22 protein-coding genes are annotated in these 26550 nt (G+C 64.5%); 14 read left to right on the plus strand and 8 right to left on the minus strand.

The window, feature by feature from the left end; genetic code table 11:
- The first annotated feature begins 74 nt into the window (after window positions 1–74).
- Genes BPRO_RS21355 through BPRO_RS21370 form a run of 4 tightly spaced genes read left to right on the plus strand, consistent with a single transcriptional unit; the run spans window position 75 to window position 2507 of the window.
- Window positions 75–1346 (plus strand): cysteine desulfurase, encoded by a 1272-nt coding sequence (locus tag BPRO_RS21355; RefSeq protein WP_041388998.1) that lies wholly within the window; start codon window positions 75–77, stop codon window positions 1344–1346.
- Window positions 1346–1795 carry a Fe-S cluster assembly sulfur transfer protein SufU gene (gene sufU / locus BPRO_RS21360; RefSeq protein WP_011485154.1) on the plus strand — a complete coding sequence of 150 codons (450 nt, stop codon included), beginning with the start codon at window positions 1346–1348 and terminating at the stop codon, window positions 1793–1795. The genes BPRO_RS21355 and sufU overlap by 1 nt, the downstream gene beginning before the upstream one ends.
- Before the next feature lie 5 nt (window positions 1796–1800).
- Window positions 1801–2187 (plus strand): SUF system Fe-S cluster assembly protein, encoded by a 387-nt coding sequence (locus BPRO_RS21365; protein WP_011485155.1) that lies wholly within the window; start codon window positions 1801–1803, stop codon window positions 2185–2187.
- On the plus strand, window positions 2187–2507 hold the full coding sequence (locus BPRO_RS21370; protein WP_011485156.1) for a non-heme iron oxygenase ferredoxin subunit: 321 nt from the start codon (window positions 2187–2189) through the stop codon (window positions 2505–2507). The genes BPRO_RS21365 and BPRO_RS21370 overlap by 1 nt, the downstream gene beginning before the upstream one ends.
- Before the next feature lie 75 nt (window positions 2508–2582).
- Here the strand turns inward: BPRO_RS21370 and BPRO_RS21375 are convergent, their stop codons facing one another.
- On the minus strand, window positions 2583–4922 hold the full coding sequence (locus tag BPRO_RS21375) for a PAS domain-containing sensor histidine kinase (RefSeq protein ID WP_011485157.1): 2340 nt from the start codon (window positions 4920–4922) through the stop codon (window positions 2583–2585).
- Between the two features lie 403 nt (window positions 4923–5325).
- Between BPRO_RS21375 and BPRO_RS21385 the strand changes: the two genes are divergently transcribed.
- Both BPRO_RS21385 and BPRO_RS21390 read left to right on the plus strand, forming a co-directional pair.
- Window positions 5326–6063 (plus strand): protein-L-isoaspartate(D-aspartate) O-methyltransferase, encoded by a 738-nt coding sequence (locus BPRO_RS21385; RefSeq protein ID WP_049764151.1) that lies wholly within the window; start codon window positions 5326–5328, stop codon window positions 6061–6063.
- A gap of 165 nt (window positions 6064–6228) precedes the next feature.
- Window positions 6229–8679: a spermidine synthase gene (locus BPRO_RS21390; RefSeq protein ID WP_041389000.1), complete on the plus strand. Its 2451-nt coding sequence runs from the start codon at window positions 6229–6231 to the stop codon at window positions 8677–8679.
- A gap of 193 nt (window positions 8680–8872) precedes the next feature.
- Here the strand turns inward: BPRO_RS21390 and BPRO_RS21395 are convergent, their stop codons facing one another.
- On the minus strand, window positions 8873–9835 hold the full coding sequence (locus BPRO_RS21395) for an AEC family transporter (protein ID WP_041390120.1): 963 nt from the start codon (window positions 9833–9835) through the stop codon (window positions 8873–8875).
- Between the two features lie 168 nt (window positions 9836–10003).
- Between BPRO_RS21395 and BPRO_RS21400 the strand changes: the two genes are divergently transcribed.
- On the plus strand, window positions 10004–12154 hold the full coding sequence (locus BPRO_RS21400) for a UvrD-helicase domain-containing protein (protein ID WP_011485162.1): 2151 nt from the start codon (window positions 10004–10006) through the stop codon (window positions 12152–12154).
- A 35-nt stretch (window positions 12155–12189) separates the two neighbouring features.
- Here BPRO_RS21400 and BPRO_RS21405 read toward each other — a convergent pair whose 3' ends face one another.
- Complete coding sequence (locus tag BPRO_RS21405; protein ID WP_011485163.1) at window positions 12190–13014, minus strand: phosphate/phosphite/phosphonate ABC transporter substrate-binding protein; 825 nt, start codon at window positions 13012–13014, stop codon at window positions 12190–12192.
- Between the two features lie 392 nt (window positions 13015–13406).
- Between BPRO_RS21405 and BPRO_RS21410 the strand changes: the two genes are divergently transcribed.
- Window positions 13407–13904, plus strand: a complete 498-nt coding sequence (locus BPRO_RS21410; protein ID WP_157045844.1) for a hypothetical protein — start codon at window positions 13407–13409, stop codon at window positions 13902–13904.
- 29 nt (window positions 13905–13933) lie between these two features.
- Complete coding sequence (locus BPRO_RS21415) at window positions 13934–15181, plus strand: phospholipase A (RefSeq protein ID WP_011485165.1); 1248 nt, start codon at window positions 13934–13936, stop codon at window positions 15179–15181.
- 18 nt (window positions 15182–15199) lie between these two features.
- On the opposite strand, the gene BPRO_RS21420 is transcribed toward BPRO_RS21415, so the two are convergent.
- Window positions 15200–16138, minus strand: coding sequence for a LysR family transcriptional regulator (locus tag BPRO_RS21420; protein WP_011485166.1), 939 nt, complete (start codon window positions 16136–16138; stop codon window positions 15200–15202).
- A gap of 155 nt (window positions 16139–16293) precedes the next feature.
- On the opposite strand from BPRO_RS21420, the gene BPRO_RS21425 reads away from it, so the two are divergent.
- The 3 genes from BPRO_RS21425 (at window position 16294) to BPRO_RS21435 (ending at window position 21430) form a co-directional block, all read left to right on the plus strand.
- Window positions 16294–17652 (plus strand): aspartate aminotransferase family protein, encoded by a 1359-nt coding sequence (locus BPRO_RS21425; RefSeq protein WP_011485167.1) that lies wholly within the window; start codon window positions 16294–16296, stop codon window positions 17650–17652.
- 178 nt (window positions 17653–17830) lie between these two features.
- Complete coding sequence (gene fusA, locus BPRO_RS21430; protein ID WP_011485168.1) at window positions 17831–19945, plus strand: elongation factor G; 2115 nt, start codon at window positions 17831–17833, stop codon at window positions 19943–19945.
- Between the two features lie 138 nt (window positions 19946–20083).
- Window positions 20084–21430, plus strand: a complete 1347-nt coding sequence (locus BPRO_RS21435; protein ID WP_011485169.1) for a cation:proton antiporter — start codon at window positions 20084–20086, stop codon at window positions 21428–21430.
- 302 nt (window positions 21431–21732) lie between these two features.
- Here BPRO_RS21435 and BPRO_RS21440 read toward each other — a convergent pair whose 3' ends face one another.
- Complete coding sequence (locus BPRO_RS21440; protein ID WP_011485170.1) at window positions 21733–22023, minus strand: DUF4148 domain-containing protein; 291 nt, start codon at window positions 22021–22023, stop codon at window positions 21733–21735.
- Window positions 22024–22231: 208 nt separating this feature from the next.
- Between BPRO_RS21440 and BPRO_RS21445 the strand changes: the two genes are divergently transcribed.
- The gene (locus BPRO_RS21445; RefSeq protein WP_011485171.1) at window positions 22232–23158 is read left to right on the plus strand and encodes a LysR family transcriptional regulator; all 927 of its coding nucleotides are present in this window, start codon (window positions 22232–22234) and stop codon (window positions 23156–23158) included.
- Between the two features lie 409 nt (window positions 23159–23567).
- The gene (locus tag BPRO_RS21450) at window positions 23568–23909 is read left to right on the plus strand and encodes a DUF4148 domain-containing protein (RefSeq protein ID WP_011485173.1); all 342 of its coding nucleotides are present in this window, start codon (window positions 23568–23570) and stop codon (window positions 23907–23909) included.
- A 113-nt stretch (window positions 23910–24022) separates the two neighbouring features.
- On the opposite strand, the gene BPRO_RS21455 is transcribed toward BPRO_RS21450, so the two are convergent.
- From BPRO_RS21455 to BPRO_RS21465, 3 genes are all read right to left on the minus strand, one after another.
- A complete protein-coding gene (locus BPRO_RS21455; protein ID WP_011485174.1) occupies window positions 24023–25072 on the minus strand; it encodes a fatty acid desaturase in 1050 nt (349 codons plus the stop codon).
- A 263-nt stretch (window positions 25073–25335) separates the two neighbouring features.
- Window positions 25336–26124, minus strand: coding sequence for a helix-turn-helix domain-containing protein (locus BPRO_RS21460; RefSeq protein WP_157045845.1), 789 nt, complete (start codon window positions 26122–26124; stop codon window positions 25336–25338).
- A 26-nt stretch (window positions 26125–26150) separates the two neighbouring features.
- Entirely contained in the window at window positions 26151–26543 is a 393-nt protein-coding gene (locus tag BPRO_RS21465) for a response regulator (RefSeq protein WP_041389001.1), read from the minus strand.
- Window positions 26544–26550: the final 7 nt, after the last annotated feature.

Here is a 26550-nt window from a genome sequence, read left to right on the forward strand (position 1 = left end):
CCGGGCCGTCCCAAGGCGCGAAGGCCCCCTTGGGGGGCAGCGCAGCACACGAAGTGGCAAGCGTGGGGGCACGTATGAACGCCCCAGTGAATGCGAAAGAACTGACTGCACGCGCCAGCGCGCCCGAGACAGTCCTGGCAGTGGCGCGGCTGCGGCAGGATTTCCCCATCCTGCACCGGACCGTGCACGGCAAGCCCCTGGTCTACCTGGACAACGCGGCCACCAGCCAGAAGCCGCAGTACGTGATCGACTGCGAGGCGCGCTACTACGCCGAGCTGAACGCCAACATCCACCGCGGCGTGCACAGCCTGAGCCAGCAGGCGACCGAGGCCTATGAGGCGGCACGCGACACGGTGCAGCGCTTCATCCATGCAGCCCGCCGCGAGGAAATCGTGTTCGTGCGCGGCACCACCGAGGCGATCAACCTGGTGGCGGCGAGCTACGGCCAGCGCCTGCGGCCCGGCGACGAAATCCTGATCACCGAGATGGAGCACCACTCCAACATCGTGCCATGGCAGCTGCTGTGCGAGCGCACGGGCGCGGTGCTGCGCGTCGCGCCCATCGACGACGCCGGCGAGTTGCGCCTCGATGAGTTCGAGCGCCTGCTGGGCCCGGCGACACGCATCGTCGCGCTCACGCAGCTGTCGAACGCGCTCGGCAGCATCAACCCGGTGCAGCGCCTCGTCGCGCTTGCCCATGCGGTGGGGGCGGTGGTGCTGGTCGATGGCGCCCAGGCGGTGGCCCACCTGCCGGTTGACGTCCAGGCGCTCGACTGCGATTTCTACGCCTTCTCCGGCCACAAGCTCTACGGCCCGACCGGCATCGGCGTGCTCTACGGCAAGGCGGCGCTGCTGGACGCCATGCCGCCCTGGCAGGGCGGCGGCGACATGATCCGCGAGGTCACCTTCGCCCGGACGACATACAACGACCTGCCGTACAAGTTCGAGGCCGGCACCCCGCATATCGCGGGCGGCATCGCCCTGGGGGCGGCGATCGACTATGTGGGCATGGTGGGTTTGCCCGCCATCGCCGCCCACGAACACGCGCTGCTGGCCTACGCCACCGAACAGGCGGCCGGAATGGCCGGCCTGCGCCTCATCGGCACCGCCCGGGACAAGGCGAGCATCCTGTCGTTCACCGTGGAGGGCGTGCACCCGCACGATGTCGGCACCATCCTCGACGACGAGGGGGTGGCGGTGCGCGCCGGCCACCATTGCGCCATGCCGGTGATGGCGCATTTCGGCGTGCCCGCCACGGTGCGCGCCTCGTTCGCCCTCTACAACACAGTGGAAGAAGTGGATGTGCTGCTGCGCGCGATCCGCAGGGCGCAGGAGGTATTTGGCTGATGTCTGACTTGCGCGATCTGTATCAGGAACTCATCGTTGACCACTACCGCCACCCGCACAATTTCGGGCCACTGGCGGGGGCCAACCGCCGCGCCGAGGGTTTCAATCCGCTGTGCGGCGACCGGCTGACGCTTTACCTCCAGGTCGTGGACGGCGTGATCGAAAACGCCCGCTTCGAAGGCTCGGGCTGCGCCATTTCCACCGCCTCGGCATCGCTGATGACCGACGCCCTGAAGGGCAAGACCGAAACTGAGGTCGAGAACCTGTTCGCCAGTTTTCACGCGCTGGTGGCGGGCGGCAGCGACTCGCCATCCACGGTCGCGCTGGGCAAGCTGGAGGTGCTGGCCGGCGTGCGCGAATTCCCGGTACGGGTGAAATGCGCCACCCTGGCCTGGCATACGCTGCGCGCGGCGCTGCGCGAGGTCAGCCAGCCGGTTTCGACGGAGTGAATGCGATGAACATTTTCGATTTGATACACCAGGCCAAGGAGGCCGTTGCCCCGCCCCCTGCTGCGCCCGCTGCCACGCCCCCCGTCACGGGCTTGCAGGCGCGCGTGATCGAGGCCCTGCGAGGCGTGTTTGACCCGGAAATCCCGGTCAACATCTACGACCTGGGCCTCGTCTACGGTCTGGACGTGGACGAGGCCTTGGGCAAGGTGCATATCCGCCTGACACTGACCGCCCCCGGCTGCCCGGTGGCGCAGACCTTTCCCGAGGTGGTCGGCAGTACCGTCGATGGCGTGCCCGGCGTGAACGAGGTCGAGGTCGAGCTGGTGTGGCAGCCGCCCTGGTCCAAGGGCATGATGAGCGAGGCGGCGCGCCTGCAACTGGGGCTGCTGTGATGGCCGACTGGACCGACGTCGCCCCGGCGGACGGCTTCCCGCCCGGCAGCTGCCGCACCGTGGACGTGGACGGCGTACCCATCGCCGTGTTCAACGTCAAAGGCCGCTACTACGCGATCGAGGACCTGTGCACCCACGAGGCCGAGACTCTGTCCGACGGCGAAGTGCTGGACGACATCATCGTCTGCCCGCGCCACGGCGCGCAGTTCTCGCTGGTCACCGGCGAGGCGCTGTCGCCGCCGGCCTACGAGGCGGTGCCGACCTTCCCGGTGCGGGTCGAGAACGGCATGGTGCAGGTGAAGGACGACCGCTTCGACTGACACCTTATCTCTTATCCATATCGCGGCGGCAGTCCCTGGCGGAAAGCCGCATCGGCCAAAGCGGCACCCGCCCCTTCAGGTTGCCGATTCGCTGCGTTGACCCAGGGTAAAGCAGAACATCGCGCCTTCGTTCAATTTGCCTTCAGCCCAGACACGGCCGCCGTGACGGTCGATGACACGCTTCACGGTGGCCAGCCCGATGCCGGTCCCGGCGAAATCTCCCGGTGAATGAAGGCGCTCGAAGGTGCCAAAAAGCTTGTGCGAGAAGGCCATGTCAAATCCGACACCGTTGTCCTTGACAAAAAAGACGGTGTCGCCATCGGAGCCCCGCTCGCAGCCCACCTCAATCCGCGTCAGCGACTGCCTGGAAGTGAACTTCCACGCGTTGGCCAGCAGGTTTTGCAACACGGCCGACAGCAGGCGGGGGTCGCCCTGCACGCACAAGCCCTCCTGGATGAGCACCTGCGCCTGGCGCTGCGGCTCCCGCTCCCGGTGCTCCTGCTCGATCCGCCGGGCGACTGCCGAAAGATCGACATGCTCGGACTTGATCTGCTCGCGGGACAGCTGGGCCAGGGTCAGCAGGCCCTCGATCAACTCGCCCATCTCCTTGACCCCGACACCAATCCGGTCCAGGTAGTGCTTGCCCTTGTCGCTGATATTTTCTGCTTCGGCCTTCGCGAGCAGCTGGCTGAATCCGTGGATGGTATTGAGGGGCGAGCGCAGGTCATGGGACACGGAGTAGGCGAAAGACTCCATTTCCTTGTTCGCCGCTGCGAGCTGGGCTGTGCGCAGCAATACCCGCTCCTCGAGTTCGCCGTTGAGACTGAGAATTTCTTCCTGCTGTTGCCGGCGCTCGGTAATGTCGCGCTCGACGGCCACCCAGTGGGTAAACCTGCCGGACTCGTCGGCAATGGGCGCGACCTCTGTTTCCAGCCAGAGCTCCTGACCGGCCTTGGTGTAAACGACAATTTCCGCGCGTACCGCTTGCCACTTTTTCATCGCGGCGCGAATCCGGTCCAGTTCGGCCTGCTGCGTTTTGGGCCCCCACAGAAGCGCCGAGGTATGTCCAACGGCCTCCTCCCGGCTGTAGCCGGTGTGCCGCTCAAAGGCATCGTTCACAAAAACAATCCGCGGACCCGCATCGCTGAAGGCTTCAGCCTCCGTGATGACCACCATGTCGTTCAGGCGCGAAACCGCCGTTTCCAGCAGGCGCAGCTGCGCCTGCTCTGCACGCCGCTGGGTGATGTCCTGAAAGTAAACCGCGAGCCCCGCCTCGGTGGGGTAGACGTGGAAGGCAAACCAGGTCTGCAGCGGCTGATGAAAAGCCTCAAAGCGGGTCGTGTGTTGCGCTTGAGCCGCCAGGCGGTATTCGCGTTCGATGCGCGCGCCCACGGCCTCGGGAAGTTCCTGCCACAGCGTATGGCCCATCAGGTCTTCCCGGCGGCGCTTGAGCATTCGCTCTGCCTGACCGTTGACGAAGGTGAACTTCCATTCCCTGTCGATCAGGAAAAACCCGTCGGTGATGCTCTCCAGCGTGGTGAGGAGCTGTGCCTCCAGCGCGAGCGTGCGCGCTTCCGCCTCCTTCTGCTCCGAGATATCCTGGAAGGCCCCCTGAATGCGGATGATCTTTCCGGTGGCATCACGCACTGCCTCGCCAATGGACCGCACCCAGATGCGCCGGCCCTTGGCGGTGAGCTTGGGCAGCACAAATTCGTAAGGCGTGCCATGTTCCGCGCAGTCCTGCACATAACGGATGACTATCGGCCGATGCTCCGGGAGAAAGTAGCTGATCCCCTCTTCCAGCGTCGGTTGATAGCCGGGCGCAACGTCGTGAATCAGGCAGTTTTCATCCGACCAGGTCAGCGTGCGGTCCGGCAGTTCAATCGTCCATCCCCCCAGGCGCGCAACCCTGCCAGCGATGCGGTTCATGGAGAGATCTTTCTCCAGAGAAACAGCGGCCTGCTTCAGGTCGTCAATATCGGTCAAGGTACCCAGCCAGTGGGCCGTCAGGCCCGCCGCATCATATTGCACAACCGCCCGGCCCAGCATCCAGCGATAGACGCCATCGGCCCGGCGCAGACGGTATTCGACCTCACAGGTCTCGCCACTCTTGAATGCCTGCGCCCAAAGTTCCGCAACTCGCGGGCCGTCATCGGGATGAACGAGGCCGGGCCAGCCGCAGTCCAGGCTCTCCTCCAGGGACAAGCCGCAATAGTCAAACCACCGTCGATTGAAGTAGGTGTACCTGCCATCGGCCCGCATCATCCAGACGATCTGGGGTATTGCGTCTGCCAGCAGGCGCAATGGTGTGTCACCCATGCCGCCCGCGCACAAGGCCTCGGCGGGGAGCTTGCGGTCAATGATGCCCTGCGCGGTGCCTGACAAAGTTATCGAGCAGCTGCCTGTCCTGTTCACGCACTCTCCCCGTGTGTGTCGTTCTGACTGAATCCTGGATCAGCGAACACGATTGAAATCTTTTCGCAGTCCCGCTTCACCCGCGGCTTTACGTATTGTGGATTATCACGTGCCACGTCCGGCCACTTCGACGGAGTTTATGATTGTTGTTGAAATGTTGCAGGTCTTGACGGAACGCCTGCTTTGCCTGAGAGAATGCCCGGCGCAGCCCGCGCACGCCGGCTGGGGAGATCGTTTTGAGCAGCGAGTCATGCCCGCCGTGACTCCCCGGGTGCCGCGCACCCCGGACCACTTCCATGCCGTGGGCTTACACCGCGGGCTGGACCGCGATCTCCCGCTCTGCCATGATCAGGAAATCTCCGCTCTCCCATGACGGACTCCAGCCCGTCGTCGAACCGAAGCGATGGCCACACCCACCGTCCGTGTTGTTGCCGCAGCGCTCCTCTTGGCCATGACAGGGGCACAGACCGCCGCAGCCGAAGACTTCGCGTCCGGGCACCGGCGGATGATGGAGGAAATCACGGCGCTCGTTCGCGAGACCCGCACCGAGACCGGCAAGCCAGCCCTTGATGAGCGGGTGATGGCGGTCATGGGGAAGGTGCCGCGACACGAGTTCGTTCCCGCTGACCAGCTTCCCCGTGCCTACCAGAACCGCCCCCTGCCGATCGGCCACGGGCAGACCATCTCGCAGCCTTACATCGTCGCGCTGATGACCGATCTGGCCAGGGTGGAACCCGGCCACAAGGTGCTCGAGGTCGGCACCGGTTCGGGTTATCAGGCGGCGGTGATGGCGCACCTAGCGCGTGCCGTCTACACCATCGAGATCATCGAGCCGCTGGGGCTGCAAGCCCGGCAACGCCTGCAGAAGCTGGGCTACGACAACGTCCAGGTGCGGCTGGGCGACGGCTACCACGGCTGGGAGGAACACGCGCCGTACGATGCCATTCTCGTCACCGCGGCGGCCAGCCACATTCCGCCGCCACTCATCCGCCAGCTCAAGGCCGGCGGCAGGATGGTGATTCCGGTGGGCGCAGCATTCATGGTCCAGCAACTGATGCTGGTCGAGAAGAACCGCGATGGGACGGTGTCGACCCGGCAGATCCTGCCGGTGGCCTTCGTTCCGCTGACCGGCCAGCGCTAGGATGAAACCCACCCCCGTTGCTGGCTCACTGCGTGTAGCCGCCTCCCCCTTCGAGGGGGCAACACCAGCGGCCCGGCAGAGCCGGTTCCGCGGTGTTCCCCGCACAGGCCTCGCGTTTCATGCGTCGCGGCTCGTGCGAAGCGCGGTGGAGCAACTGAGATGCCCATGACCTGGACACGCGAGCTTGCACGTGGCGGGCCCGTCCCGCCGGTGATCGGCGTGGCCCTGATCTCGGCCGCCGCGCTGGCCTACGAAATCCTGCTGATGCGGTTGTTCTCCATCATCCTGTGGCACCACTTCGCCTACATGATCATCAGCCTAGCGCTGCTCGGCTACGGCGCCAGCGGCGCCGTGCTGACCTTGGCGCAACACGCCGTGCAGCGGCATTTTGCACCGCTGTTCAGCGCGGCCGCCGCGGCGTTCGGAGTCAGCGCCATAGGCTGCTTTGTGCTGGCGCAGCGCGTGCCGTTCAATCCGCTCGAAATCCTCTGGGACCCGCGCCAGCCGGTGTACCTGCTGGCGGTCTACCTGCTGCTTCTGCTGCCCTTCCTGTTCGCCGGCGCCTGTGTGTGCATGGCCTTGTCATGCTTTCGCGGCAAGGTGCCGCGCATCTACAGCTTCGACATCCTGGGCGCCGGGGCGGGCAGCCTGGGCGTCGTGGCCCTGCTGTTCGTGCTGTCGCCGGCGGACACCCTGAAGCTGATCGGGGCCTTGGGATGGGCCGCCGCGGCGGTGGCGTGGCTCGAATGCCGGGGTCCCAGGCACTGGCGGCCGGCGGCCCTGCTGATGGTCATGGCCAACCTGCCCTTGCTGTTGCCGCCAGCCTGGGTGGCACCCGTCATGTCGCCGTACAAGGAGCTGTCGCAGACCTTGCGCATTCCCGAAACCCGGGTGGTCGAGCAACGATCGAGCCCGCTGGGCCTCGTCAGCGTGGTCGAGAGTCCGCGCATTGCGCTGCGCCACGCGCCGGGACTGAGCCTCAATGCAACGGCCGAGCCGCCGCCGCAACTCGGGGTCTTCATCGACGGCGAAGGTCTCAACGCGCTGACCCGATTCGACGGGCGGCAGGGCAGCCTGGTCCATCTCGACCAGATCAGCTCGGCACTGCCCTACCACCTGCTGCGCCATCCGCGCGTGCTGGTACTGGGTGCCGGCGCCGGAGCCGACGTGCTGCAGGCCTACCATCACGGCGCCAGCCAGATCGATGCGGTGGAGCTCAACCCGCAGGTCGTCGATCTGGTGCGGCGCCGGTTCGCGGACTATGCCGGCGGCATCTATTCGAGAATCGCGCGCGTGCATGTGGCCGAGGCGCGCGGCTTCGTCGCGGCCAGCAAGGAGCGCTACGACCTCATCCACGTGGCGCTGCTCGACTCCTTCAGCGCTTCCTCGGCCGGCCTCTACGCGCTAGCCGAAAACTATCTCTACACGGTCGAAGCCGTGCAGGACGACCTGCGGCATCTGCAGCCCGGCGGCCTGCTGGCGATCACACGCTGGGTCACGCTGCCGCCGCGCGATGCGCTCAAGCTCTTTGCCGCCGCCGCGCTGGCGCTGGAGCGATCGGGCGTCGCCGATCCCGGATCACGGCTCGCCCTGGTGCGCAGCTGGAAGACCACCACGCTGCTCGTCAAGAACGGCGCCTTCGACGGCGCGGACATCGCGGCGATCAAGGCCTTCTGCGCCGCCCGCTCGTTCGATGTGGCTTACTACCCCGGCATGCGGCCGGAGGAGGCGAACCGCTATAACGTGGTCGAAGGTCCCGACCTGTTCGACGGCGCGGTGGCGCTGCTCGGTCCGGGCCGGGAAGCATTCCTGCAGGGCTACAAGTTTCACATTGCCCCGGCCACCGACGACAAGCCGCACTTCTTCCACTTCTTCAAGTGGCGCTCGCTGCCCGAGCTCTTGTCGCTGAAGGGGCAGGGCGGCTTGCCGCTCCTCGAATGGGGCTATCCGGTGCTCGTGGCGACGCTGGTTCAGGCGGTGCTTGCGAGCCTGCTGTTGATCGGCCTGCCGTTGGCATGGGTCACATGGGTAGATGCCCGGCAGGACCACAGCACGCCGCTCACCGAATCGCGCGGCCGCGTCCTCGTCTACTTTCTGGCGATCGGTTTCGGCTTCATGTTCATCGAGATTGCGTTCATCCAGAAGTTCGTCCTGTTCCTGAGCCACCCGCTCCATGCGGTCGCGGTCGTGCTGTCCGCGTTTTTGCTGTTCGCCGGAATCGGCAGCCGCGTTTCCGGGCGCCTGGCAGAAGGCACCAGGGCCATGCGGCACCCGGCGGCAGTGGCGGGCGCCATTTGCCTGTCGGCGGTGCTTTGCCTGGCCCTGCTTCCCTGGCTGTTCCGGCACGCGATGGGGCTGCCGGACGCGGCGAGAATCCTGATCTCGGCCGCCCTCATCGCCCCGCTGGCGTTTTTCATGGGCATGCCGTTCCCCCTGGGTTTGGCCAGGGTGGAGGCCATCAATGCCCGGCTCATTCCCTGGGCTTGGGGTATCAACGGCTGCGCGTCGGTCATCGGAGCGGTGCTGGCCACGCTGTTCGCGATCCATGTCGGATTCACCGCCGTGGTCATGGCGGCGCTGGTTCTGTATGGGGTTGCGGCGGCGACCCGTCCTTGACACGTCATGCGCGCCACACGCCGTTCCGCCACGGTAGAACAGCAAAGCGGACCGTCGCGATTGAAAGCCTGCCCGACTGCGGGGTCAGCTCCCGTTCCTCCGAATCAATCAGGGCGGGAATATCGTGTTGGACAAGGCATGGATGCTGAACATGCGCCGGCCAGGCCAGCGTCAGGCTACGGCCTCCGGGTTCTCAGGTCAACAAACTCACCGCCGCCGAGAAGCTGAAAAACGCCAGCACCGTCGACAGCAGAATGATCCGCGCAATGCGCCCGTTGTCGGCGCCGAAACGCTCGGCCAGCAGGGCGACATTGCTGGCACTGGGCAGGGCGGCCACCAGGATCACCACGGTCAGGGCGAAGCGGTCCAGCGGCAGGCCGGCGGCAATCGCCCCGAAGCCGATCAGCCCGACCAGCACCGGATGGATCACCAGCTTGATGAGCGCCACCGGCACATAGTCTCGCAAAGGCACGGACTCCGCGGTGTTCATCTGGGAGCGCGCCAGCACGGCACCGATGGTGAACAGTGCCACCGGCGAGGCGGCATCGGCCAGCAGCCCCAGTGTCTGCATCACCGGCGCGGGCAGGCTGAGCCCGAAGCCCGACGACAGGGCGCCCAGCACAATGGCCCATGGCATCGGATTGAGCGCCACGCCGCGCAACGCTTTTTGGGCGGCCACCTCAGCGCCGTGGATATCGGCCGAGTCCAGCCGCGACAGCGCAATGCACAGCGAGCTGGTGACCAGCAGGTCCACCACGATGGTCACGATCGCCGGGCCGGCCGCCTTGACGCCGAGCAGCGCCACCAGCAGCGGCACGCCCATGAATCCGGTGTTGGGGAAAGTGGCCACCAGCGCGCCGAAAGAGGCATCGTTCCATCCGATACGGCCCTTGGGACGGTCCCGTGTGACCGCAATCGTGAACGTCACCAGCAGCAGCGCGCACAGCAGGTACACGGCGACCAGGCTGGCATCGAGCAGCTGGGCAACCGGCGTGCTCGCGCCAAAGCGGTACAGCATGCATGGCAGCGCGAAATACAGCACAAAGGTGTTGAGCCCCGGAATCGCGAGCTGCGGCAGCAGTGCGCGGCGGGCGGCGGCATAGCCGCACAGCACCAGGGCAAAGAAGGGAAAGGTGACCAGAAGAATGCTTAACACAGGGCGTATTGTCACCGGCCAGCCGGGCATGCCGGTGACTGGCTATGATTCCCGCTGCCTTGTGCTTTTTTTTCGGTCCCCTGATCCAGATTACCGATTACCGATTCCTTCACGCCAATCCCCGCTTACCCCACGCCGCTTCCCATTTTCTCCACGCGTCCTGCCTGCATGTCGTCCCCCGCCCCTGTTTCCCCCATCTCCACTGCTGCGCCGTCTGGCGCTTTTCCCGCCAGTACCGGGCTCAACCTCGCGCAGCAGGAAGCCGTCAACTACCTGCACGGCCCCTGCCTGGTGCTGGCCGGTGCCGGCTCGGGCAAGACGCGGGTGATCACGCACAAGATCGGCCGGCTGATCCAGTCCGGGCTGAAGGCCGAGCAGATTGCCGCCATCACCTTCACCAACAAGGCGGCCGCCGAGATGCGCGAACGCGCCAAAAGCCTGATCGGCAAGCAAGCCAAGGGCGTGCTGATCTGCACCTTTCACGCACTGGGCGTGCGCATGCTGCGGCAGGACGGCCAGGCGCTGGGCCTGAAGCAGCAGTTCTCTATCCTGGACAGCGATGACGTGACCAGCATTTTGAAAGACGCCGGCGGCAGCACCGACGTGGCAACGGCGCGCCAGTGGCAGTGGACCATCAGCGCCTGGAAAGGCCAGGGCCTCAATGCCGCCCAAGCCGCAGCCCAGGCCAGCAACGACGAAGAGCGCCTGGTGGCGCGCGTCATGGCGCACTATGAAGAGCGCCTGACGGCCTACCAGAGCGTGGACTTTGACGACCTGATCGGCCTGCCGCTCAAGCTGCTGCGGGAGCACGAAGCGGTCCGCAACAAATGGCAGCAGTCGCTGGGCCATGTGCTGGTCGACGAATACCAGGACACCAACGCCACGCAATATGAGGTGCTCAAACTGCTGGTGGGCACGCGCGGCCGCTTCACGGCGGTGGGCGATGACGACCAGTCGATCTACGGCTGGCGCGGCGCCACGCTGGACAACCTGAAGAAACTGCCGGAGGACTACCCCAACCTCAAGGTGGTGAAGCTGGAGCAGAACTACCGCTCGACCAGCGCCATCCTGCGCGCCGCCAACAACGTGATCGGCCCCAATCCCAAGCTGTTTCCAAAGACCCTGTTCTCGGAACTCGGCGAGGGCGAGCCGGTGCGCGTGGTGGACTGTGACAGCGAAGAGCACGAGGCCGAGCGCGTGGTGGCCCGCATCCAGAGCCTGCGCGCGGGCGGCGAGCTGCAGGCGGTGGGCAGCCAGTACAAGGAATGGAAAGATTTTTGCGTGCTCTACCGCGCCAATCACCAGGCCAAGCCGCTGGAAAAAGCCTTTCGCAAGGCGCAGATCCCGTACAAGGTGTCGGGCGGGCAAAGCTTTTTCGACCGCGCCGAGATCAAGGACCTGTGCAGCTGGATGGTCCTGCTGGTCAACAACGATAACAACCCGGCCTTCATGCGCTCGGTGACCACGCCCAAGCGCGGCATCGGCCACACCACGCTGGGCACCTTGGGCACCTTTGCCGACCAGTACAAGCTCAGCCTGTTTGAAGCGCTGTTCAGCAACTCATTGAGCTCGGTGCTGCCGGCCAAGGCGGTCGGTTCGCTGCAGGAATTCGGCCGCTACCTGAACGAGCTGGAATACCGTGCCAGGCGCACCGTGGGCGCGGAAGATGCGCGCACGTTTCTGAACGACTGGCTCAAGGAAATCGACTACGAAAAACACCTCTACGACGGCGAAGACAGTGAAAAAGTCGCGGCCGCGCGCTGGAGCAATGTGATGGATTTTTGCGACTGGATGGCGCTGCGCTGCGGCGGCCAGATCGACGACACCTCGGGCGCCGTGGTTGAAAGCGAAAAGAAAACCATGCTCGAAGTGGTGCAGACGATTGCGCTGCTGTCCACCATCAGCGAGCGCGAGGGTGACCAGAATGTGGTGACACTGTCCACCCTGCACGCCTCCAAGGGCCTGGAGTGGCCGCATGTGATGCTGGCCGGCTGCAACGAAGGCCTGCTGCCCTTCAAGCTCGAAGAAGACGACGGCAGCAACACCGACAACATTGCGTTGCGCCTGCAGGAAGAGCGCCGCCTGATGTATGTGGGCATCACCCGCGCCCAGCGCACGCTGGCGGTCAACTGGCTGCGCCGGCGCAAGAAGAACCGTGACACCATCGCCGGCATCCCGAGCCGGTTTATTGCCGAGATGGCGCTGGACAAGGCCACGGTGAAAGAAGACCCGCGCGAAAAGCTCAAGGCCCTGCGGGCCGAGTTTGCCAAAAAATCAGCCGATGGACTGGCCGCCGCGGCGGCCTCGGAACTACGTTAGTGCAGTGTTGCAGTGCGTAACTCAGGCCCGTGCCGTCAAATGCTCAGCCACTTGCCCAAGCCGATCAGGGCGGCCTGGTCGGATACCAGAAAGCCCTGGACATTCAGTGCGGCCAGACGCTTTTTGCCTTCGGAATTTTGGTCCAGCTCGATGAAGTAGCTGGTGAGCTGGGCGCGCTGCGCTTCAGACAGCTTGCTGCTGGCAATCATGTGCTTGATGGGGACCGGCTTGCTGCTGGCCAGCACCTTGCCGCCTTTGTCCTGCCAGTTTTTCACGACGGCGCGCGATGCGCTGACGCCAGCCGCCACAAAGTTGTTTTCAATCATGAAGGGGACCGCCTCCTGCAGCTTGACATAGGTGGCGGGCAGCGGCTGCGCGCCCAGTGCGTCACGCAAAGTGGCGCGCATGATCACCGAGGTGATGGAGTCTTCGTCGGGCGCGCCGATCTTGCCCGACTTCAGGTCGGCCAGGGTTTTCAGCGTCGAGTCGCCGCGCACCATGAACGAGGCCTTGTACTCGGTGAAGCCCTTGGTCAGCGCCACGAGGTGGTAGCCGCCGCTGGTCATGGCGCGGATGGAATGGTGCGCCGGATGCACATAGGCCAGGTCGTAGCGCTGCTCGGCCAACCCTGCCGCAAGCTCCTTGTAGTCGGTGACAGGCTGAACCTTGACCGGCCGCTTGAGCAGTTTGCTCAGGTCTTCCGAAATCTCCCGAAAACGCTCGACGGTGGCGACGGGGTTGACGCGGTAGGTCACGCCCTCGTTCACCGCGAACAGCAGCGGACCGCCCTGGGCCCAAGCCGACCCGGCCACCGCACCCAGCCAGAGAGCCAGCGCACACAGACACTTACGAATGCTCATGAAATTCTTTCGGATAATAGGAACGTCCGGCGATTATCACGTTACAAATTCTTGCACTCCCTCGGGTTAACCTGCATACCGCGTTGCCGCCACGCCCGCGCTTGCTCTTGATGCCCTTGCCCGTGAAATAGTGCACAAGTTCATCCAAGCTCAACCCACTGCGCGTTGTTTTTAAACTCAAACCGACTTCGCGCATTGACAACTTAAATCCTTATTCCAACCGCGATCCTTCGTCCCCTTCGTCCCTTTGCGCGGCCGGTGCCGCCGGCATGCAGCCCTCGCCGCGGCCTGGCGCCAACCTTGGGCACGAATCCATCACTTTCATTGTGTGCCGCTACGCCCTGGTTGCCGTACCAGCGCCAGAGCGGTCTAACCAGGACATTTACCCAGTCATGACGTCAAAGATGCTCCGACTCACGCTCTTGTTCATCGCTGCCTGTACCCATTTTTCCGGGGTCAGCGCCCAAAACACGACGAAAGCCGCATGCCCGCCCGCCCACGCCCTGAAGGCCGAGCAGCTGCACGGCCTGTGGGCTGTGCGCTTCAGCCAGCCGCCTGCCGGCTTGCCGGCCCGCGCCACCATGCGGCTGGAGCGGCATGCGGAATTCACGGAAAGCCTGGCCGGCACGGTCAGCCGTGAACTGCGCGGAACCAAAGACGCGCCTAAGGCTGCCGGCCACGCCGCGAAAGCCGCGCTGGCAGGCGATCTGGAGGATGGCCTGCTGCTGCTGGATGAGTCGTCCGACAACATCAGCATCACCGGCACCTGGAATGGTGAAGCGGTGGAAGGCTCCTGCGGCCGGATGTTCCGGGGCACCTGGAAAGACACCAGCAGCAGCGCACCGGCCAACGCGCCCGACGTGCCCTTCACCCTGACCCGATTACCTTGAGGATTTCACCCGCCGTGATGACTGACGCCATGTCCCTCCCCCTGCCTCTCCAACGATTCACTCCGGCCCGCCGCCTGCCCTGCGCCCTTATGCTCGCCGGCCTGCTGACCGGCGCGGCGCAGGCCCAAGCCGTGCCGGCGGCCGGTGTGCCGCTCCAGCGTCCGGCCAGCGAGGGCTGGCAGGCTTGCCAGGCCCTGAAAAACGATCCCGCGGCGCAGCTGACGTGTTTTCAGCAATGGGCGGACTCGCAATCGCCCGCCGCAGCGCCTGCGGGCACGGCAGCCGGCAAGCCGGCACCCACGCTGACCACCGCACCGGCCAACCCGGACACGGGCCAGCCGGCCATGCCGGTGCTGGTGCTGCCCGCCATGAACAGCGATGCACCGGACGGCAAACCGCTCGGCTGCAAAAACGACCAGTACGGCGTGCTCTCCAGGTTCTGGGAACTGCAGCGCGGCACCGACTGCGATACCTTTTCCCTGCGCGGCTACCGGCCCACCTCGCTGGCCGTCTCGGCCTCCGACAGCGTGAACACCCAGCCGTCATCGACGGCCGCCGGCCACACGGCCCTGACGGCGCAGGCCTATGGCCGCACCGAGAACAAAATCCAGCTGTCGGTCCGCACCAAGATCGCCAAGGGCCTGCTCAAAAGCGGCCCTGCGGACCAGGACGACCACGACTCGCTGTGGTTTGGCTACACCCAGCAAAGTTACTGGCAGCTGTTCAACGGCGGACTGTCACGCCCGTTTCGCAATACCGACCATGAACCCGAGCTGATCTATATCTACCCGCACCAGATTCCGCTGGCCGGTGGCTGGAACTACCGGCTCTCCGGGCTGGGGCTGGTGCACCAGTCCAACGGGCAGTCGCTGCCGCTGTCACGCAGCTGGAACCGCGTCTACCTGATGGGTGCGGCCGAGAAAACACTGGCCGGCGACTCCAGCCTGACACTGCAGGGCCGGGTCTGGGACCGGCTGCGCGAGTCGTCCGGCAATGACGACAACCCCGGCATCGAAAACTACGTGGGCCGCGCAGAACTGACCGGCGCCTGGCAGATCAACAAGGCCCACAGCCTGGGCCTCACGATGCGGCATTCGCTGCGCAAGGAGGCCCGTGGCTCGGCCCGCCTGGACTGGATGGTGGGGCCCGCGTCCTCATCCAGCTACACCGGCCTGCGCTACCACGTGCAGTTGTTCAGCGGCTATGGCGACAGCCTGCTGGACTTCAACAGAAAGCGCACTGTGTTGAGCCTGGGCCTGAGCGTGGTGGATTGGTAGTCCTCCTTCGCTGCAGCTTCAGGGCGCCCCGATCTTGCCGTGCGCCCGCACCAGGCAATCGTGAAAGGCCTGTACCACGCGCGACGGCTGGGGGGAACGCCTGAGCAGGCTCACAAAAGTGCAGGGGTAGCGGAACACGGCGGGCTGCACCGCCCGCATCTGGCCGCGTCGCTCAAACCCCTCGGCGTAATGGTCTGGCAGGAAGCCGAGAAATTTCCCCGAGAGAATCAGGGTGGCAATGGCCTCCTGGTCAAACCCCGTGGCCTTGCGCGACAGGCCGGCGCTGTGGCTTAAGGCCATGTTGGGCGAGTGATAGCCCAGCCCCGCGAAATGATAGGCCTGCAGCCCGTCCCAGGTCAGCGAAGACCCCGGGTCGGCGCCAAACAGCGGATGCTGCGCGCCGCAGTACAGCAGCATGGTCTCGCTGAACAGCTCGGCATACAGCAGACTGTGAGAAGTGCGGTGGGCCGGAATGATGCCCACCTGGTAGCTGCCATCCATCACGCCACGCTCGATGGCGTTGATTGAAGCCACATGCAGTTGCAGGTGCACGTCGGGCGCCTGTTCGGTGAATTCGGCAATCGCCTCACCAATGTGGGCCCGCGGATTGCTGGCGGTCTTGTCGAACACTGCGACCGCCAGCGCTCCCCCCATGCGTGAGTGGATATCGTCGATGCTGTTGCGGAAACCCTCCACCGAAGCCAGCAAGCGCAAAGTCTCTTCGTAGACCCGTTGCCCCTCGGGCGTGAGGGCAAAACCGGCCCGGCCACGGCGGCACAGCACCAGGCCCAGCCGGGTCTCCAGGTCCTTCACATGGCGGCTCACCGTGGACGTGCCGATGTTGAGCTCCAGCTCAGCCGCGGCCATGCCACCGCAATCCACCACGCTCTTGAACACCTGCAGCAGCCGCAGGTCCATGTCGCTCAACTGCCCCAGCACGGCGCGCTTCACTTGCATAAAACCTCAAGTAAACATTGATATTGCATGCTTTTAGAGGTTAACAGAACACTCCAGAATGTCCTCATCGCCTCGCCAAAGGGCTCGCGGGCTCTCGGGCTCTCGCGAGAGGCCGCTCCCCACCATTTCCTGACCCTAAACACCGGAGAAAGCACATGCGCTTCACTGACCTTGAGCAACCGACAACGGCCGCCGGCCCCCGCATGGATGCCGCCTGGCTCGACGCCCACTGGATGCCCTACACCGCCAACCGCAGCTTCAAGGCCAACCCGCGCATGGTGGTGGAGGCCAGTGGGGCCTACCTGACGGATGCCGGGGGACGCAAGATTTTTGACGGCCTTTCGGGCCTCTGGTGCTCGGGCTTGGGCCACTGCCGGCGCGAAATCACCGAGGCCGTGAGCCGCCAGGTCAGCAAGCTCGACTACGCACCGGCCTTCCAGTTCGGCCACCCGCTGGCCTTCGAGCTGGCCAACAAGATCAAGGAACTGACGCCCCAAGGGCTGGACTACGTGTTCTTCACCGGCTCGGGCTCCGAGGCGGCCGACACCTCGCTCAAGATGGCGCGGGCTTACTGGCGCGCCAAGGGCCAGGCCGGCAAAACGCGCCTGATCGGCCGCGAGAAGGGCTACCACGGCGTCAACTTCGGCGGCATTTCGGTCGGCGGCATCGCGGCCAACCGCAAGCTGTTTGGCCAAGGGGTCGAGGCCGACCACCTGCCGCACACCCAGCCGCCGACCGGCTCCTTTCACCGCGGTATGCCGCCCACCGGCGCCGAGCTGGCCGACCGCCTGCTCGACGTGATCGCGCTGCACGACGCGTCCAACATCGCCGCCGTGATCGTCGAACCCTTCTCCGGTTCGGCCGGCGTGGTGATTCCGCCGCAGGGCTATTTGCAGCGCCTGCGCGAGATCTGCACCGCGCACAACATCCTGCTGATTTTTGACGAGGTCATCACCGGCTTTGGCCGCTGCGGCGCCTGGACCGGCGCCGAGGCCTTTGGCGTGGTGCCCGACATCATGAACATCGCCAAGCAGGTGACCAATGGCGCGCAGCCGCTGGGCGCCGTGGTCGCGACAAAAGACATCTACGACACCTTCATGGACGCGGGCGGCCCGGAGTACATGATCGAGTTCCCGCACGGCTACACCTACTCGGCCCACCCAGTGGCCTGCGCCGCCGGCGTGGCCGCGCTCGATGTGCTGCAGAAGGAAGACATGATCGGCCGCGTCAAGGCGCTGGCGCCGCATTTCGAGAACGCCGTGCACAGCCTCAAAGGCAGCAAGCATGTGGCCGACATCCGCAACTACGGCCTGGCCGCCGGCTTCACGATTGCCGCGCTGCCGGGCGAGCCGGCACGCCGCCCCTACGAGATTGCGATGAACTGCTGGAAGAAGGGCTTCTACGTGCGCTACGGCGGCGACACCATCCAGCTGGCCCCGCCCTTCATCAGCGAAAAGGCCGAGATCGACCGGCTGATCAACGCGCTGGGCGATGCGCTGGCCGAAACGGCATAAGCAGCCCCTCACACTGCACACATACTGCACGCGCACTGCACGCGCAGCGTTCGCTGCGGTAATTCGCTATTGTTTTTAGCATCTCCTTCGCATACCCTGATCAGGCGGGCTTCGCCGGACGCTGTTGTTGCACAAAGCGCCGGTCGTGCCTGCCCAACCTGGTGCGCAAGGAGACGTCATGACCCGCAAAACACCTATTGAACGCTACCGCAACATCGGCATCAGCGCTCACATTGACGCCGGCAAGACCACCACGACCGAGCGCATCCTGTTTTACACCGGCGTGAACTACAAGCTCGGCGAGGTCCACGAGGGAACGGCCACCATGGACTGGATGGAGCAGGAGCAGGAGCGCGGCATCACCATCACGTCCGCCGCGACGACCGCCTTCTGGAAAGGCATGGCCGGCAACTACCCGGAACACCGCATCAACATCATCGACACACCGGGCCACGTCGACTTCACGATCGAGGTCGAGCGCTCCATGCGCGTGCTCGACGGCGCGGTGATGGTCTACGATTCCGTCGGCGGCGTGCAGCCGCAGTCGGAAACCGTGTGGCGCCAGGCAAACAAGTACAAGGTGCCGCGCATTGCCTTCGTCAACAAGATGGACCGCGTGGGCGCCGACTTTTTCCGCGTGCAGCGCCAGATCGGCGAGCGCATGAAAGGCGTGGCGGTGCCGGTGCAGATTCCGATCGGCGCCGAGGATCACTTCCAGGGCGTGGTCGATCTGGTGAAGATGAAAGCCATCGTCTGGGACGACATCAGCCAGGGCCTGCATTTCGAATACCGCGACATTCCGGACGAGTTACTCGCCACCGCCAGGACCTGGCGTGACAAGATGATCGAGGCCGCCGCCGAAGCCAGCGAGCCCTTGCTGGAAAAGTACCTCGCCGGCGAAGCGCTGAGCGAAGACGAAATCCGGCAGGGAATCCGCCAGCGCACCGTCGCCAACGAGATCGTCCCGATGCTGTGTGGCAGCGCCTTCAAGAACAAGGGGGTGCAGGCGCTGCTCGATGCCATCATCGACTACCTGCCCTCACCGGTCGACGTGCCGGCCATCCTCGGCCACACCGAAGACGACAAGACCGCCGAGCGCCACCCCGGCGATAACGAGCCATTTTCGGCGCTCGCGTTCAAGGTCATGACGGACCCGTTTGTCGGGCAGCTGATCTTCTTTCGCGTCTACTCGGGCGTGGTCAAGACGGGCGACACCGTGTACATCCCGGGCAAGACGCGCAAGGAGCGGCTCGGGCGGCTGCTGCAGATGCATGCCAACGTCCGCCAGGAAATCAAGGAAGTGCACGCCGGTGACATCGCGGCGGCGGTCGGCCTGAAGGACGTGACCACCGGCGACACCCTGTGCGACCCGGACAAGGTGATCATGCTGGAGCGCATGGTCTTTCCGGAGCCGGTGATCTCCCAGGCCGTCGAGCCCAAAACCCAGGCCGACCAGGAGAAGATGGGGGTGGCGCTGCACCGGCTGGCCCAGGAAGATCCCTCGTTCCGGGTGCAGACCGACGAAGAATCCGGCCAGACCATCATCTCGGGCATGGGCGAGCTGCACCTGGAGATTCTGGTCGACCGGATGAAGCGCGAGTTTGGCGTCGATGCGACCGTCGGCAAACCCCAGGTTGCCTACCGCGAGACGATCAAGCAGGCCGTCAAGGACGTTGAAGGCAAGTTCATCAAGCAGTCGGGTGGGCGCGGCCAGTACGGCCACGCCGTGCTGAACGTCGAGCCGCAGCCACCGGGCAAGGGCTATGAATTCGTCGACGCCATCAAGGGCGGTGTGGTGCCGCGCGAATACATTCCGGCGGTGGACAAGGGCATCCAGGATGCGCTGACGGCAGGCGTGCTGGCGAGCTACCCGGTGGTTGACGTGAAAGCCACGCTGGTCTTCGGCTCGTCGCACGACGTTGATTCGAATGAAAACGCCTTCCGCATGGCCGGCGCCATCGCGTTCCGGGAGGCCCTGCGCCGCGCCAGGCCCATCCTGCTCGAACCCATGATGGCGGTCGAAGTCGAAATGCCGGAAGACTTCATGGGCCATGTGATGGGCGACCTGTCCACGCGCCGCGGCATGATCCAGGGCATGGAAGACATCGCCGGCGGTGGCGGCAAGCTGGTGCGCGCCGAAGTGCCACTGAGCGAGATGTTCGGTTACTCCACGACGCTGCGCTCCCTGACGCAAGGCCGGGCCACCTACACGATGGAGTTCAAGCACTACACGGAAGCCCCCGCCGATGTGTCCGAAGCCATCATTCGCGGAAAAGGAATGGGCCGGCAATAAGCAGGGTCGCCGCGGCGGGCGCCGCTGTGGGTGCAGGCCTGGCTGAACCACAAACGGGTTTGCTTTAAGCTGTGCCAATGACCAACACAGCATTTTTCGCAGGCAGGCGACGGCAGAACCCGGCCCCACCATCCCGCCATGCTTGAGCCGGCCGATTTCACCCTGGGCTGCATCATCGTCGGCGCGCTGCTGATCGTGATGACCCTGAGCGGCTCCTTCATTGCACGCCTGCCGCTGAGCGCGGCGATGCTCTACCTCGGTGTGGGCGTGGCCATCGGGCCGATGGGTCTGGGCCTGCTCAAGCTTGACGCGCTGAAGAACGTGGCGCTGCTGGAACGGCTCACCGAGGTGGCCGTGCTGATATCGCTGTTCACCGCGGGCATGAAGCTGAAACTGCCGCTGACAGACCCGCGCTGGCGCATCCCGGTGCAGCTGGCCACGGTGTCGATGTTGGCCACGGTGGGCGCCATCACGGCACTCGGCGTGTGGGGACTGGGCTTGCCGCTGGGGGCGGCCGTGCTGCTTGGCGCGATTCTGGCCCCCACCGACCCGGTGCTGGCGTCTGACGTGCAGGTGGCCAATGTGGGGGACCGGGATCGCCTGCGCTTTGGCCTGACCGGCGAAGGCGGCCTCAACGACGGCTCGGCCTTCCCCTTCGTCATGCTGGGGCTGGGCCTGCTGGGCCTGCACGAACTGGGCGACGGCGGCTGGCGCTGGTGGACCGTCGACGTGCTGTGGGCGGTGGCCGGCGGCCTCGGCCTGGGCTACCTGATGGGCACGCTGATCGGCCGCGTCATCCTCTACCTGCGCATGCGCCATCGCGAGGCGCTGGGCTCTGACGAATTCATTGCCCTGGGGCTGATCGCCCTGACCTACGGCCTGGCCCTGGTCAGCCAGACCTACGGCTTTCTTGCCGTGTTCGCGGCCGGGCTGGCGCTCCGGCGCATTGACGAGTTGCCGCAAGTGCCGGTCGCCCCGCCTGCGCCCGAGCTGAGCGCCGCAGAACAGCATGCCTCTGGCGCCGAAGCTCCCGCCCACATGATGAACGAGGTGCAGCGCTTCAACAGCCAGCTGGAAAGCTTTGTCGAGGTGGCCATGGTGCTGACCGTGGGGGTGCTGGTTGCCACGGTACGCTTTCACAGCGAAGTGCTGTGGTTCATCCCGGTGCTGTTCCTGGTGATTCGCCCGCTGGCCGTGTACCTTGGCCTGCTGGGCACGCCCGTGAAGGGCGCGCAGCGCCGCCTGATGGGCTGGTTCGGCATTCGCGGCATTGGTTCGCTGTATTACCTGCTCTACGCGATCAGCCACGACATTGAAACAGCACTGGCGCAGCGCCTGCTGTCCATCACGCTGGCCGTGGTCATTGCCTCGGTCATTGCGCACGGCATTTCGGTCACGCCGCTGATGAAGCGCTATGAGGCGCGCAAGACATCGCGCCGGGGCCCGGACGCCGACCGGCCGGCGTCCGGCACGTCACCTGAGTAACAGCCGCAGCGCTCCGCACAGGGGGCCGCTGCAACGTGTATCAAGTTATTCGTAACCAACCCCCGACTCCCCGACTGCTGAAGCAAGAGGGCGCAAGCAGCCATTGTTTTGCAGCAACTGCCACGCAGTCCCCGACCGTACCTGAGCGATTTTTGCAAGGGCCTGGACGATCTCTGCGCACCCACCACATACAAAGAAAAAGGCCCCGGAACCTGTTACGGCGCCGGAGCCTTTGCGTGAGTACACCGTACACCGGGGGTGCCAGCCTGGAGCGGGCACCTGCCGTGTCTCACTGGCGTCGCTTATTGCTGGACGGACTTCACGACGCCGACAGCACCTTGGGGCGCAGTGCCAGACGTGTCGCCACTGGACGCGCCCGGGTTTTGCTGGGTCGTTGCACCGTTGGAGCTGGAACTGGCCGTGGCCCCTCCACGCTGCCCCTGCAGCACTTCGGCCTGGACTTCGGCACGCGTGCGGGTCGACGGCGCTTTCATCTGATCCCACAGATAGGAATTGAAGGTTTCAGCCGATGCGGCTACGGAAGTCAGGGCGGCGACAGCAAGCACAGCGCTGGCGATCAATTTCGATTTCATGATGAAGTCCTCTCAGAGTTTTTTTGACGTTTCCGGGCATGGCGGGCTCATCCATCCCGTCTGTCCAGCCTCGGTGAGTCGCCTTACAGGGGGGCTCCGGCTCATCGATGGACGAACTTTATTCCACTCAAGCAAATCAAAAAACAGCAAAATTAACAATTTATTGCTGCTAAAACAGCAATAATGAAGCGAAAAGCAAGGGTATTCCATGGACCGGCTTCAATCAATGCGCGTGTTTCAACAGGTGGTGGACGACGGCAGCTTTGCCGCTGCCGCCCGTAAATTCGACCTGTCGTCGGCCGTGGTGACCCGGCTGGTCAGCGACCTGGAAGACCATCTGGGCGTGCGGCTGCTGCATCGCACCACCCGGCGCATGGCACTGACGGATGCAGGTGTTGCCTACCTGGCTCGCGTGCGCCACATCCTGAGCGACATCGACGAGGCCCACGCGGCGGCGCAGGCGCATGCCCAGGAGATGTCCGGCGTGATCCGCATCCTGACGCCGCCCATCTTCGGTGTGCATGTGCTGGGGCCGCTGGTGGCCGAGTTCGGGCGACGCTATCCCAAGGTCGTGCTCGATATTTACGTCGACTCGCCGCTCGTGCCGCCGGTGGAAGACTACGACCTGACGCTGCTGGGCGCGACCGATACCTTTGACGCCAACATCATTGCGCGGCCGATTGCCTCGTCGGACGGCATCCTGTGCGCCTCACCCGACTACCTGCGCCGCAATGGCATTCCGCAGCAGCCCGAAGACCTCGCCCGGCACCGCTGCCTGCGGATCAAGGCACCGGCGAACCGGCACCGCGTCTGGCGCCTCATCAATCCCGACGAGAATAGGCGCGAACTGGAAGTGCCGATCGAGCCCGCCATGCTGGTCAACCATTCCGACACGCTGATACGCGCCGGTGTCGACGGAGCCGGCATCATCAGCCAGTCGATCGACCTGGTGGCCAACCACCTCCACAGCGGCGCGCTGAAACGAATCCTGTCGCCCTGGATCACGGGCACCAACACCCTGTACGCGGCGCTGCCCAGCCGCAAATTCATTCCGGCAAGAACCAGCGTGTTTCTGGAATTCATGACCGAGTACACGCGAACTGTGATCAAGAAAATGGACGCGCGGCACGACTGAGCTGAGCCTTTACCGCGCACACAAGGCCATCGCCCCGCGGCCGCGGCCGGTATGGAAGACCGGCCATCAGTCCCCATATGGCATGAGGGACTGGCACGTCCTTTCTGCAGAGAATCCGGCATCGACCGATTTCGCGATGTGCAATCAACGTCGCTGCAACGTAGCTGCGCTTGATGAGGCAGCGACGCAGAACTTTTAGCGCGTCAAAAAGTTCCAGCATCTCGCGCTTTCATTGTTCCAGTTTTGACAACGGAATGTTCTGCCAAAGCACACTTGTCTATCGACGATGCGGAACAAGGTTCAGTACATCGATGAGCCACCAACCTAACAGCGACTCAGCGACGAAGGCCTCTCGGGCAGACAGCCCGTCCGACCGGATATTTCAAAAACATTCTCAAGGAAATTCATCATGAAATCGAATCTTGTCTCTGCCGCCACTCTTGCCATCGCCGCGCTTGCCACGTTTGGATCAGCCAGCAGCTTTGCTGAAGGCCGCGACCCCTATCCGCTGGATCGCCTGGAGCAGGTAAGCGCCGCCAGCACCAAAACACGTGCTGACGTTCAGGCCGAGTTGCTGCAGGCACAGCGCGCAGGCTACAGCGTGAACATCGCCCGCACCTTCCAGGACCCGACCTTCGACAGCAAGCCTGACAGCGCCAGGACCCGTGCAGAGGTCAAGGCCGAAGCGGTGTCAACGGGATCCGCCGTATCGGTCAGCGCCCTTGAGCATGCCTATCCTGCTGCTCAATAAACAAGCACCCTGAGCACCCGGCTTCGGCCATTGGCGGTGCGACAGCCACGCACCCCGCTGCGCAAAAGCGCAGCGGGGTGCACTCATTGGGGTGCCTGCATTGCGCGGTTGTCCTAACTCGTTCGCCTTCCGGCAAAGTCTGTCCAGCATTGCCGCTCGAAATCGTAGAGCTTGCAGCGCCGGGCCGTCTGGAAATACCATGCCCATGAAAACGGCTGGATCACGATCCGGCCCGGCAGTTTTTTCTCGAGCAGCGCCTGCGCTTTCTTGAGGCGATACAGCGGCAGGCTCATGTCGACATGATGCGCCGTGTGTTCCATGATGTGATGCAGCGCGGTGCCGATGCCTGCACCGAATGTCAGGTGCACCGTGGTCGAAACAAAAGGGCTGGCCGCCGACCAGTCGTTTTTTTGCTCGTACCAGGCAACGCTGGTATGCGTGTGATGGACATAGACGACAAAGCCCATCAAGGCGTTCCACACAATCAGCGGCAGCAAGAACGCGACACCGAGCAGCCACGCCACCGATTGACCGGTAGCGGATGCCGCATAGACAAGCGCGGCAAGCCAGGCGGCCGCCACCGCCGTGACCAACAGACAGTCGGCCGTGAAAATGCCGCGGCGTGTGGGCATCACCGCCCTGGACGGGAAGTACATCCGCTTCCACCAGATTTCAACGCCGTAGTAAAGCCACGGTGCCCAGCCGCTTCGGTACATGCGCTCGCACATCCTGCGCCAGGCGGGCATGCGCCGGTAGGCTTCGATCGAATACGGTTGCCACACAAAGTCGAAGTCCTTGAGGTTGGTGTAGCCATGATGGACCACGTTGTGGCCGACGTCCCAGAGGCTGTAAGGCGTGAGGGACGGCATGAACACCAGACGCCCCAGCCACCGGTTGAGCCTGCGGTGCGGGGTCAGGCTCTGGTGGCAGGCGTCGTGGCCCAGGATGAAAAGACGCCCGATGACCAGGCCGCTCAGAATGGCCGCCAGCACCTGCAGCACTGGCTGGTCCAACAGCACGGTGGCCGTGATCGCCAGCGCGAACAGGACGAGATCCGACACCACCAGGAACAGGGCATACGCGGTGTTTTTGGTGGCAATGGGTGCAAGCCAGGAACGGATGATTTTTCGGTGCGGGATAACTTCGGTGAGATCAGCAGGCATGAAATTTCGGCAGGTTGTGGTTGATGCGGAAAAAGTGCAGGACAGCAGGACGTACAGGAGATATCGGCCAGATTCAGACGTCCGGTCCGCCCGGCGCCGGCGACGGCTGCATTGACGCAGAAGGGATGAGTGGACGGTCAGGCAGGCACCCGCCCATCAGGCCGCGGCAGGGTCGTGGGTCAAAGCGTGTCAGCTTAGCGGGCCTGCCCCGGCGGCGCTTTGATTCACATCAACCGCCCGCGCTTCAATGACCTGCGAAGCACTCAATGCACATGCATCTCGAACGACCGCGTCAGACCGTCCGGATCGGTAATGCGGATGTGGCGCTTGTCGACCTCCAGCAGGCGTTTCTGCTGAAAAGCCGAAAAGGTCCGGCTCACGGTCTCCAGCTTCATGCCCAGGTAGCTGCCGATTTCGGCCCGGGACATCCTCAGGTGGAACTCGTTGGCCGCGTAGCCGCGGGCCCTCAGCCGCTGCGACAGGTTCAGCAGGAAGGCCGCCAGGCGCTCCTCGGCATTCATGCTGCCCAGCAGCATCATGAGGCTGTGCTCGCGCACGATTTCACGGCTCATCAGCCGGCTGACCAGATTCTGCGTGCCCGCATTGCCCGCCGCCAGCTCGGTGAGATGCGCATAGGGAATGGCGCAGATTTCGGTGTCCTCCAGCGCCGTGGCGCTGCTCGCGTGTGTGCCGTGGGCCACCCCATCCAGACCCATCAGTTCACCCGCCATGTGGAAGGCGCTGACCTGCTCGCGGCCATCCGCCAGCGTGAGGCTGGACTTGAACGTGCCGCTGCGCACAGCGTAAATGAACTGGAAACGGTCACCCTCGCGGTAGAGGGCCTCCCCAGTCCTGACCTTGCGCCGGCCGAACATCAAACTGTCCAGGCGGGCCACATCGATGCCCGTCATTCCGCAGGGCAGGCACAAGTCACGCAGATGGCAACTGGAGCAAAGAACTTTCAGCGGTGCGACAGCCCCGGACCGGGCGGAAGGCTGCCGGGATACAAAGCGGATCGGGGAAACGGGAGTTTCAAGGGTCAGGCCTGACATGCATTTCTCCTGCGGGTCGGTTGGTTTCATTGCACAGCCCTCTCAGACGCGGACGCCACGGTCTGCGCGAGCTGGTCGAATTCGGTGCTCTTGTCGAGGAAACGGTAGGCGCCCTCGTCGAGATAGCGCTTGCGGTAGGCCAGGGCCGAGTTGTTGCTGAACACGACGAAGGCAATGCCGGGAGCCGCCAGGCGAACGGCCCGCATGACCTGCATGCCGGAGCCGCCCTCGAGCTGCACATCCAGCACCACCACATCGGGCCACGCGGAAAGAATCCCGTCGATCGACGCCTGCGGCGTGGCGGCCTCACCCACCACGGTAATGGCGGCCGCGCCCAGCAAAACGGCAATCCGCTCGCGGATCATGGCGGAGTCCTCGGCGAGGAAGACTTTGATGGCGGAAGCGGGGCGCTGAAGCATGCCTCTA

Origin of the sequence: Polaromonas sp. JS666, from assembly GCF_000013865.1 — a bacterium.
Lineage (GTDB): Bacteria > Pseudomonadota > Gammaproteobacteria > Burkholderiales > Burkholderiaceae_C > Polaromonas.

What these genes read in the sequence shown, in the direction of transcription:
- BPRO_RS21460 (WP_157045845.1), bottom strand. Translation starts at nt 26,124, where the DNA reads ATGTCAGGCCTGACCCTTGAAACTCCCGTTTCCCCGATCCGCTTTGTA.
- sufU (WP_011485154.1), top strand. Translation starts at nt 1,346, where the DNA reads ATGTCTGACTTGCGCGATCTGTATCAGGAACTCATCGTTGACCACTAC.
- BPRO_RS21440 (WP_011485170.1), bottom strand. Translation starts at nt 22,023, where the DNA reads ATGAAATCGAAATTGATCGCCAGCGCTGTGCTTGCTGTCGCCGCCCTG.
- BPRO_RS21465 (WP_041389001.1), bottom strand. Translation starts at nt 26,543, where the DNA reads ATGCTTCAGCGCCCCGCTTCCGCCATCAAAGTCTTCCTCGCCGAGGAC.
- BPRO_RS21370 (WP_011485156.1), top strand. Translation starts at nt 2,187, where the DNA reads ATGGCCGACTGGACCGACGTCGCCCCGGCGGACGGCTTCCCGCCCGGC.
- BPRO_RS21365 (WP_011485155.1), top strand. Translation starts at nt 1,801, where the DNA reads ATGAACATTTTCGATTTGATACACCAGGCCAAGGAGGCCGTTGCCCCG.
- BPRO_RS21410 (WP_157045844.1), top strand. Translation starts at nt 13,407, where the DNA reads ATGACGTCAAAGATGCTCCGACTCACGCTCTTGTTCATCGCTGCCTGT.
- BPRO_RS21450 (WP_011485173.1), top strand. Translation starts at nt 23,568, where the DNA reads ATGAAATCGAATCTTGTCTCTGCCGCCACTCTTGCCATCGCCGCGCTT.
- BPRO_RS21425 (WP_011485167.1), top strand. Translation starts at nt 16,294, where the DNA reads ATGCGCTTCACTGACCTTGAGCAACCGACAACGGCCGCCGGCCCCCGC.
- BPRO_RS21435 (WP_011485169.1), top strand. Translation starts at nt 20,084, where the DNA reads ATGCTTGAGCCGGCCGATTTCACCCTGGGCTGCATCATCGTCGGCGCG.
- BPRO_RS21420 (WP_011485166.1), bottom strand. Translation starts at nt 16,138, where the DNA reads ATGCAAGTGAAGCGCGCCGTGCTGGGGCAGTTGAGCGACATGGACCTG.
- BPRO_RS21405 (WP_011485163.1), bottom strand. Translation starts at nt 13,014, where the DNA reads ATGAGCATTCGTAAGTGTCTGTGTGCGCTGGCTCTCTGGCTGGGTGCG.
- BPRO_RS21400 (WP_011485162.1), top strand. Translation starts at nt 10,004, where the DNA reads ATGTCGTCCCCCGCCCCTGTTTCCCCCATCTCCACTGCTGCGCCGTCT.
- fusA (WP_011485168.1), top strand. Translation starts at nt 17,831, where the DNA reads ATGACCCGCAAAACACCTATTGAACGCTACCGCAACATCGGCATCAGC.
- BPRO_RS21455 (WP_011485174.1), bottom strand. Translation starts at nt 25,072, where the DNA reads ATGCCTGCTGATCTCACCGAAGTTATCCCGCACCGAAAAATCATCCGT.
- BPRO_RS21355 (WP_041388998.1), top strand. Translation starts at nt 75, where the DNA reads ATGAACGCCCCAGTGAATGCGAAAGAACTGACTGCACGCGCCAGCGCG.
- BPRO_RS21390 (WP_041389000.1), top strand. Translation starts at nt 6,229, where the DNA reads ATGACCTGGACACGCGAGCTTGCACGTGGCGGGCCCGTCCCGCCGGTG.
- BPRO_RS21415 (WP_011485165.1), top strand. Translation starts at nt 13,934, where the DNA reads ATGTCCCTCCCCCTGCCTCTCCAACGATTCACTCCGGCCCGCCGCCTG.
- BPRO_RS21445 (WP_011485171.1), top strand. Translation starts at nt 22,232, where the DNA reads ATGGACCGGCTTCAATCAATGCGCGTGTTTCAACAGGTGGTGGACGAC.
- BPRO_RS21385 (WP_049764151.1), top strand. Translation starts at nt 5,326, where the DNA reads ATGGCCACACCCACCGTCCGTGTTGTTGCCGCAGCGCTCCTCTTGGCC.